The sequence below is a fragment of the Micromonospora zingiberis genome, from assembly GCF_004331455.1.
Taxonomy (GTDB): Bacteria; Actinomycetota; Actinomycetes; order Mycobacteriales; family Micromonosporaceae; genus Micromonospora; species Micromonospora zingiberis.
This window is the reverse complement of record NZ_SJJR01000009.1, coordinates 255704-263850: the sequence shown is the minus strand read 5'-3', so window position 1 is coordinate 263850 and position 8147 is coordinate 255704. Positions and strand designations below refer to the sequence as shown.

The following is an 8147-nucleotide window of genomic DNA, read 5'->3' as shown; positions in this document are numbered from 1 at the left end:
TCCGAACCCGGAAGCTAAGCCCTCCAGCGCCGATGGTACTGCACTCGGGAGGGTGTGGGAGAGTAGGACACCGCCGGACATTCTTCGATTGAGGGCCACCCCTGACGGGGTGGCCCTCAACGCGTTTCGGCAGCACGCGACAGTTGTTCTCCGCTTCGGACGGTCGTCGGTAGGCCACGCCTGGCCGGTCGACAAATCGGAGGCGTCACCGGGTGGCTGACGGCTAGCCTCGCCCCGATGACGGTGCGTACGGCGGAACGGGCGAAAGTGGATCCGCTCTGGCGGGACCGGGACTTCGCCGTGTTCTGGTCGGCGCAGACCCTGTCCGTGGTCGGTGACGGGTTCGCCGCGCTGGCGCTACCGCTGCTCGTACTCCAGGTGACCGGCTCGGTGGCGCAGATGGGCCTGCTCACCGCAGTCGCCGGGGTGGCCGCGGTGGCCACCGCCGTGTTCGCCGGGGTACTGGTCGACCGGGTGGACCGGCGGCGACTACTCGTCGGCTGCGATGTCGTCCGCGCAGCGCTGTTCGCCGCCGTTCCGATCGCCTGGCTGTGGGGCCCTCAGTTGTGGCTGCTGTATCTGGTGCTACCAGCGGGCGCGGCGGTCGGCATGGTCTTCCGGGTGGCGTACGTCGCGGCGGTGCCGGGGCTCGTCGACGTCGGGCGGATCACCGAGGCCAACGGCAAGCTGTCGGCGAGCTACGCGGTCGCCGGGGTCGGCGGGCCGCTGCTGGCGGGGCTGGTCGCCGCCCGGTTCGGGTACCCCGCCGCGATCGCGGTGAACGCGGTGAGCTTCGCCGTGGCGGCCGCCGCGCTGAGCGCCGTACGGCTGCGTCAGGATCGGTCGGCGCGGGCCGCGACCTCACTCGCCGGCCTGCGTGACGAGTTGGTGGAGGGTGCTCGTTTCCTCTGGCGGCATCCGGTGCTGCGCAGCCTCACCATGCTGCTGTCGGTGTTCTGCTTCCTCACCTACGGCCTCGACGACGTGCTGATCTACCACGTCGGGCACAACCTGGGTGGTACCTCCCGCACGGTCGGTCTGGTACTGGGCTTGGCGGCCGTCGGCACGGTCCTCGGCTCGCTCCTGGTGGCGCCGCTGCGGCGTCGGATCGGGTTCGGACCGACCTGGTCGGGCAGCATGGCACTGGCCGGGTTGGCCGTGGCGGCGTTGGGCTCGGCCGCCACCGTGCCGGTGGTGGCCGCCCTGGCGGCGGTGTACCTCGGTGGGGTGGCGGTCGGGGCGATCTGTTCGCTGTCGCTACGGCAGGAGGTGACGCCGAACCAGCTTCTCGGCCGGGTCACCTCGGTGTTCTGGGCGACGCACTTCGCGTTCGGCCCGATCGGCGCCGCCGTCGTCACCTGGGGCGCGGAGGCGTACGGCGTACCGCTGGTGTGTCTGCTCGCCGGGGGTGGTTGCGTGCTGGTCGCGCTCGCGGCCCTGGCCACGCCGGTACGACGGGCCCGCCCCGGCTGAACTGCGGCGGCCGGCGGTGCGGCGGGCTCAGCCGCGGGTTTGCACGGTCTCCCGGATCTGCCGCAGCAGCCCGCCGGCCTCGTCGACCGAGCGGAACGGGAACATGGCCAGTGCCACGCTCCCGTGGTCTGCCCAGCCGCACACCGCGAAGTCGCCGCCCTCGCCGCTGGTGCTGCCGCACTTCATCACGCCACCGAGCCGGCCGGGAGTGACGTCGCGCAGGCCGGTCACCGCGCCGGCCTCGTCGGCCATCAGGCTGAAGAGGCTCTCCAGATCCCGCTCCGGCTGCCACAGCAGGGTGGTGCCGCCGAAGAGCAGCACCGAGCGGCGCGGATCGGCGGGATCCTGGTAGACCGCGCCGAAGCTGTTGTCCAACTCGATGTCGGCGGCGATGCCGCTGCGCAGGTAGTCGGCGGTGCTGACCGCCCGCTCGCTGTCGTCCCGGGTCAGCCCGGCGACCTGGTCCGGCGTGGCGATCTGGGTGTCCTTCTGCTGGGCGATCCGCCAGCCCCAGGCGCCCAGCGCCCCGACGCCGGTCAGCGCGAGCACCGCCAGCAACGCGACCGCGACGCGGCGCCGGCGGCTGCGGACCGCGCTGCGGTCGGGTGCCTCCTGCGGGTCGCGGTTGCTCAGCTCGATCGGCTCGTCGGTCAGGTCGACCGGCGGAGCGTCCCCGTCGAGCTGGCGGGCGGTGAGATGTGCGTCGGACATAGCCGCCACCGTACGCGAAAGCACCGGTGGTGCACGTCGGGTCCGGCGAAGCGCTCCGTAGACTTTCAGGGTGACCGAGAACCTGGATGCCCGACGCCCCGACGCCCCGACCATCGCCGGCCAGTACCAGCCCGGCGAGGTAGAGCAGCGACGGTACGAGCAGTGGGTAGCCGACGGTCGGTTCCGGGCGTCGGCCGGCAGCGACAAGCCCCCGTTCACCATCGTCATCCCGCCGCCCAACGTCACCGGCTCGCTGCACATGGGCCACGCGCTCGACCACACCGTGCAGGACGCCCTGGTGCGCCGCAAGCGGATGCAGGGCTTCGAGGCGCTCTGGCTGCCCGGCATGGACCACGCCGGCATCGCCACCCAGAACGTGGTCGAGCGGCAGCTGGCCGCGCAGGGCCTGTCCCGCCACGACCTCGGCCGGGAGAAGTTCGTCGAGCGGGTGTGGCAGTGGAAGGCGGAGTCCGGCGGCGCGATCCTCGGCCAGATGCGCCGCCTCGGTGACTCGGTGGACTGGGACCGCGAGCGTTTCACCATGGACGAGGGCCTGTCGCGCGCCGTACAGACCATGTTCAAGAAGCTGTACGACGACGGCCTGATCTACCGGGCGAACCGGATCATCAACTGGTGCCCGCGCTGCCTCACCGCCCTGTCCGACATCGAGGTGGAGCACACCGACGACGACGGCGAGCTGGTCTCGATCCGCTACAGCGACGACGTGGTGGTGGCCACCACCCGGGCCGAGACGATGCTCGGCGACACGGCCGTGGCGGTGCACCCCGACGACGAGCGGTACCGGCACCTGATCGGTACCGAGGTGGAGCTGCCGCTGACCGGGCGACGGATCCCGATCGTCGGTGACGCCCACGTCGACCCGGCCTTCGGCACCGGCATGGTGAAGGTGACCCCGGCGCACGACCCGAACGACTTCGAGATCGGGCAGCGGCACGACCTGCCCGCGCTGACGATCATGGACGAGCGGGGGGTGATCACCGCACACGGCCCGTTCGAGGGGCTGGACCGGTTCGAGGCGCGTCCGGCGATCGTCGCCGCGTTGCGGGCGGAAGGGCGCATCGTCGCGGAGAAGCGGCCGTACGTGCACGCCGTCGGGCACTGCTCGCGGTGCCGGACCACGGTCGAGCCGCGGCTGTCCCTGCAGTGGTTCGTCAACACCTCGCCGCTGGCGAAGGCGGCCGGGGACGCGGTGCGCGACGGCCGGGTCAAGATCGAGCCGGCGGAGCTGGCCAAGCGCTACTTCGCCTGGGTCGACAACATGCACGACTGGTGCATCTCCCGGCAGCTGTGGTGGGGTCACCGCATCCCGGTCTGGTACGGCCCGGACGGCGAGGTGGTCTGCGTCGGCCCCGACGAGCAGCCGCCGACGGGCGAGGGGTGGCAGCAGGACGAGGACGTGCTGGACACCTGGTTCTCCAGCGGACTGTGGCCGTTCTCCACCCTCGGCTGGCCGGAGCAGACCCCGGACCTGGCGAAGTTCTACCCGACCAGTGTGCTGGTCACCGGGTACGACATCCTCTTCTTCTGGGTCGCCCGGATGATGATGTTCGGCCTGTACGCGATGGACGGGCGGCAGCCGTTCGACGTGATCGCCCTGCACGGGATGGTCCGTGACGAACACGGCAAGAAGATGTCCAAGTCGTTCGGCAACGTGGTCGACCCGCTGGACTGGATCGACCGGTACGGCGCCGACGCGACCCGGTTCACCCTGGCCCGGGGCGCCAACCCCGGCGGCGACGTGCCGGTCAGCGAGGAGTGGTGCCAGGGTTCGCGGAACTTCTGCAACAAGCTGTGGAACGCGACCCGGTTCGCGCTGCTCAACGGCGCGCACACCGAGGGCCCGCTGCCGGGCGCGGCCGAGCTGTCCACGGTCGACCGGTGGATCCTGTCCCGGTTGGCGCAGGTCACCGCCGAGGTGGACGAGCAGTTCGAGGCGTACGAGTTCGCCAAGGTCTGTGACCTGCTGTACCACTTCGCCTGGGACGACGTCTGCGACTGGTACGTGGAGCTGAGCAAGCCGGTGCTGGCCGCCGGGGGAGCCGCCGCCGATGTCACCCGTCGGGTGCTCGGGCACGTGCTGGACCAGTTGCTGCGGCTGCTGCACCCGGTCATCCCGTTCGTCACCGAGGAGTTGTGGACCGCCCTGACCGGCGGGGAGACGCTGTTGACGGCCGATTGGCCGATCGCCGACCGGGCGCGGATCGACACCGGCGCCGAGGCGGAGATCGCCACCCTGCAACGGGTGGTCACCGAGGTCCGCCGGTTCCGTTCCGACCAGGGGCTGCGTCCGACCCAGCGGGTCGCCGCCCGGCTCGACGGGCTGGCCGGTGCCGGCGTGGCGGCGCACGAGCCGCTGATCCGCTCGCTGGCCCGGCTCGACGCGGCCGGCGACGACTTCCAGGCCAGTGCCACGCTGGCCATGCCGGGAGAGGTCAGTGTCGCGTTGGACACCCGGGGGTCGATCGACGTGGCCGCCGAACGGGCCCGGCTGACCAAGGACCGTGCGGCCGCCGAGAAGGAGGCCGGGCAGGCGCGGGCGAAGCTCGACAACCCGGCGTTCGTCGGCAAGGCCCCGGAACCCGTGGTCGCCAAGATCCGGGAACGGCTGGCGGTCGCCGAGGCCGACCTGGTCCGTATCGACGCCGCTCTGGAGGCACTGTCCTCGTGACCGACAGCAACGAACGCAACGACCGCGACGGTGCGGGTCGACCGGTGGACGCCGGCCGGCCCGCCCGGGCCGGGGCCGACGACCGGGCCGGGCGGGGCAGGTCCGCCGAGCACGCCGCCTTCGCCCAGGTGGAGGCCGAGCTGGCCGGGCGGGGCTTCACCCGGATGGCCTTCGACCTGGACCGCATCTCGTCCCTGCTCGACCTGCTGGGCAGCCCGCAGCGGGCGTACCCGTCGATCCACCTGACCGGCACCAACGGCAAGACCTCCACGGCCCGGATGATCGACTCGCTGTTGCGGGCCTTCGGGCTGCACACCGGCCGGTACACCAGCCCGCATCTGGAGACCGTCCGGGAGCGGATCAGCCTGGACGGCGAACCCGTGGACGAGGCCCGGTTCACCGCCGTGTACCAGGAGGTCAAGCCGCTGGCCGAGCTGGTCGACGCCCGCTCGTCGGAGCCGCTTACCTACTTCGACCTGACCACCGCGCTGGCGTTCGCCACCTTCGCCGACGCCCCGGTGGACGTGGCCGTGGTCGAGGTGGGGCTGGGCGGGGCCGAGGACGCCACCAACGTGATCCAGGCCGGGGTGTGCGTACTGACCCCGATCGGGTTGGACCACACCGAGTGGCTCGGTGACACCCTCCAGGACATCGCGGTCGCCAAGTCCGGCATCATCCACCAGGGCGCCACGGTGATCGCCGCCGCACAGGAGGAGGAGGCCGCCCGGCCGATCCTGCAACGCTGCGCCGAGGTCGGCGCCACCATCGCCCGCGAGGGCTCCGAATTCGGCGTGCTGCGCCGGTCGGTCGCCGTCGGCGGGCAGGTGCTCACCCTGCAAGGGCTCGGCGGGGTGTACGAAGAGGTGTTCGTCCCGCTGCACGGCGCCCACCAGGCGCAGAACGCGGCGGTGGCGCTGGCCGCCGTCGAGGCGTTCCTCGGGGCCGGGGCCCGCCGGCAGCTCGACGTGGAGACGGTGCGGGAGGGCTTCGCCACCGCCAGTTCCCCGGGCCGGCTGGAGCGGGTGCGTACCGCGCCGACGATCCTGCTCGACGGCGCGCACAACCCGCAGGGCATGGCGGCCACGGTCACCGCCGTGCAGGAGGAGTTCGCGTTCAGCAAGCTGGTCGCCGTGGTGGGCACCCTGGCCGACAAGGACGCGGCGAGCATGCTGGAACTGCTGGAGCCGGTGGTCGACCAGGTGGTGGTGACCCGCAACAGCTCGCCCCGGGCGCTACCGGTCAAGGAGTTGGCCGCGCTCGCCGCCGAGGTGTTCGGGCCGGACCGGGTCGAGGTGGCCGAGGAGATGCCGGACGCGATCGAGGCGGCGGTGGCGCTGGCCGAGGAAGACGTACCTGGTGAACTGGCCGGGGTCGGCGTACTCGTCACCGGTTCCGTGGTGACCGTGGCCGACGCCCGCCGGTTGTTGAAGCGATGAGCGCGCCGCAGGACAGCCCGCCGCAGCGCCGGTCGGGGCTGCGCGACCCGCAGCGGGCGGTACGCGGCCTCGGCGCCGGCACCCTCGCCCTGGAGGCGCTGGTGCTGCTGCTGGCCATCCAACCGATCCGGGTGGCCGGCGGTGATCTCGGCGGCGCCGCGATCGGGGCGGTGGTGGCGCTCGCGGTCGCCGCCGCCGTGCTGGCCGGCCTGATGCGCCGGTCGTGGGCGTGGCACGCCGGCACCGCGTTGCAGGGTCTGCTGTTGCTGTCCGGGCTGCTGCACTGGTCGCTGTTCGCGCTGGGCGTGATCTTCGCGCTGGTGTGGGCGTACGTGTGGCACGTGCGCCGGGTGATCCTGGGCTGACGTTCCTACGCCTCGGCGCGTTCCCGCCACTGGGTGAGGGCGATCCCGTGGCCGTCCGGGTCGCGGAAGGCCGCCGCCCACACCTCCAGCCGGCTACCCCGGTTGACGACTCGCGGTGCGTAGGTGAACCGGACACCGGAGTCGCGCATCCGCTCGTACGCTCCCTGGATGTCGTCGACGTCGAGGTTGACGTGCACCAGGCGACGGCTGACCGGCTGGGCGCCGGTCACCTCCCGCAGCACCAGCCGGGTCGCCCCGGAGGCGAGCACGGCGTTGCCGGCGCCCCGGTCGACCTCGGTGAAGCCGAGCCGGCCCCGGTAGAACTCCAGGGACCGGGCAAGGTCGGTGACCAGCAGCGTGATGCCGACGCCGTTGATCGGTGCGGCCGGATCGGCGCCCGCCAGGCCGGTGGCCTCCGGGTCGAATCCGAAGATCGCCTCGTCCAGTTTCCGGGCTTCGGCGGCCTCGTCCGCCGCCGCGTCGCCGCCGGCACCACTGCCGCCGCTCGCGGCGGCGGCCGGCTCGGGATCGCGCAGGGCCGTCAGTCCTGGCTCCGGGTCGTCCAGCGGCAGATCGAGCGGATCGAGCGGATCCGCCGGACGGGCTGGCGCGTCGGCCACCCGGACCTCGCTCGGTGTGGTGTCGACGGAATCCTCCGCCGGGGCCGCAGCCGCCGCCGCGAACTGCTCCTCGACCGGGGTACGGGGTGCCGGCGTCGCCCGGCGGGGCAGCGGATGGTCGCTGGACTGCTCCACCACCGTCCCCTCCAGCACGACCGGCCCGCCCGGACGCTGGCGTACCCGTACCGTCTCCCGGGGTTCGACCGGCTCGACCGGCTCGTCGCCCAGCGGACCAGCAAGCGGCTCGCCCATCGGGTCGTGGAAGTCGTCCTCCGGCGCCCGGCCGGCCCACGGTGGGGCCTCCTGCCCGATCAGGATCTCGTCCGGCGGTACCTGACTGGCGAACTCGGGTGGCAGGTCGGTCGGGCCGGCCTCGGCGTGGGTGGGCACCTCGTCCCAGAGCACCCGGACGTGTCGCGGGTCGTCCAGGGCCACCCGGATCGGCAGGCTCTGGCCCAGCGACGGCCACTTGGAAACCGGCACCCGGGGCTCGATGATCTTCTTCGACCGGGGCGGAATGCCCGGGGCGTCGATCACCAGCTGGAGTTCACAACGGCCGAAGGCGTACTGGGTGGGTGGCTCCGAGGCGCTGTGCACGTGCCCCGCACCGACGACCCAGGTGCGTCCGCCGCCGCGCACCGTGGCCAGCGCGATGGCCAGTGCCAGGAAGGCGACGCCGAGCGCCACGATGGCCCAGCTGGTCATGCCCAGGCCGAAGAGAATGACGAAGGTGGCCACGGTGCCGAGCACCGCGGCGACCAACTTGCGTACCGGTGCGATGGGTCGGTTCCCGCCGTTCGCCACAGTGGACCTCCCTGGTGGTCAGGGCCAGGCTAGGCCGGATCGGGGGTCG

The 8147-nt window shown here is 72.5% G+C and carries 6 protein-coding genes and 1 rRNA gene; 5 read left to right on the top strand and 2 right to left on the bottom strand.

Annotated elements, in window-relative coordinates; all coding sequences use genetic code 11:
- Together rrf and E0H26_RS16015 are read left to right on the top strand one after the other, a co-directional pair.
- Positions 1-79 (top strand): 5S ribosomal RNA (gene rrf, locus E0H26_RS30695); the annotation flags it as partial.
- A gap of 158 nt (positions 80-237) precedes the next feature.
- Positions 238-1473: an MFS transporter gene (locus E0H26_RS16015; RefSeq protein WP_131304436.1), complete on the top strand. Its 1236-nt coding sequence runs from the start codon at positions 238-240 to the stop codon at positions 1471-1473.
- A 27-nt stretch (positions 1474-1500) separates the two neighbouring features.
- Here E0H26_RS16015 and E0H26_RS16010 read toward each other — a convergent pair whose 3' ends face one another.
- Positions 1501-2184 carry a hypothetical protein gene (locus E0H26_RS16010; RefSeq protein ID WP_131304435.1) on the bottom strand — a complete coding sequence of 228 codons (684 nt, stop codon included), beginning with the start codon at positions 2182-2184 and terminating at the stop codon, positions 1501-1503.
- A 70-nt stretch (positions 2185-2254) separates the two neighbouring features.
- Here E0H26_RS16010 and E0H26_RS16005 point away from each other — a divergent pair, with 70 nt between their 5' ends.
- From E0H26_RS16005 to E0H26_RS15995, 3 genes are all read left to right on the top strand, one after another.
- Positions 2255-4873: a valine--tRNA ligase gene (locus E0H26_RS16005; protein WP_131304434.1), complete on the top strand. Its 2619-nt coding sequence runs from the start codon at positions 2255-2257 to the stop codon at positions 4871-4873.
- Positions 4874-5037: 164 nt separating this feature from the next.
- A complete protein-coding gene (locus E0H26_RS16000; protein WP_240742209.1) occupies positions 5038-6309 on the top strand; it encodes a bifunctional folylpolyglutamate synthase/dihydrofolate synthase in 1272 nt (423 codons plus the stop codon).
- Complete coding sequence (locus tag E0H26_RS15995; protein WP_131304433.1) at positions 6306-6674, top strand: DUF4233 domain-containing protein; 369 nt, start codon at positions 6306-6308, stop codon at positions 6672-6674. The genes E0H26_RS16000 and E0H26_RS15995 overlap by 4 nt, the downstream gene beginning before the upstream one ends.
- A gap of 5 nt (positions 6675-6679) precedes the next feature.
- Here E0H26_RS15995 and E0H26_RS15990 read toward each other — a convergent pair whose 3' ends face one another.
- Positions 6680-8098 carry a VOC family protein gene (locus E0H26_RS15990; protein ID WP_131304432.1) on the bottom strand — a complete coding sequence of 473 codons (1419 nt, stop codon included), beginning with the start codon at positions 8096-8098 and terminating at the stop codon, positions 6680-6682.
- Positions 8099-8147 lie beyond the last annotated feature (49 nt).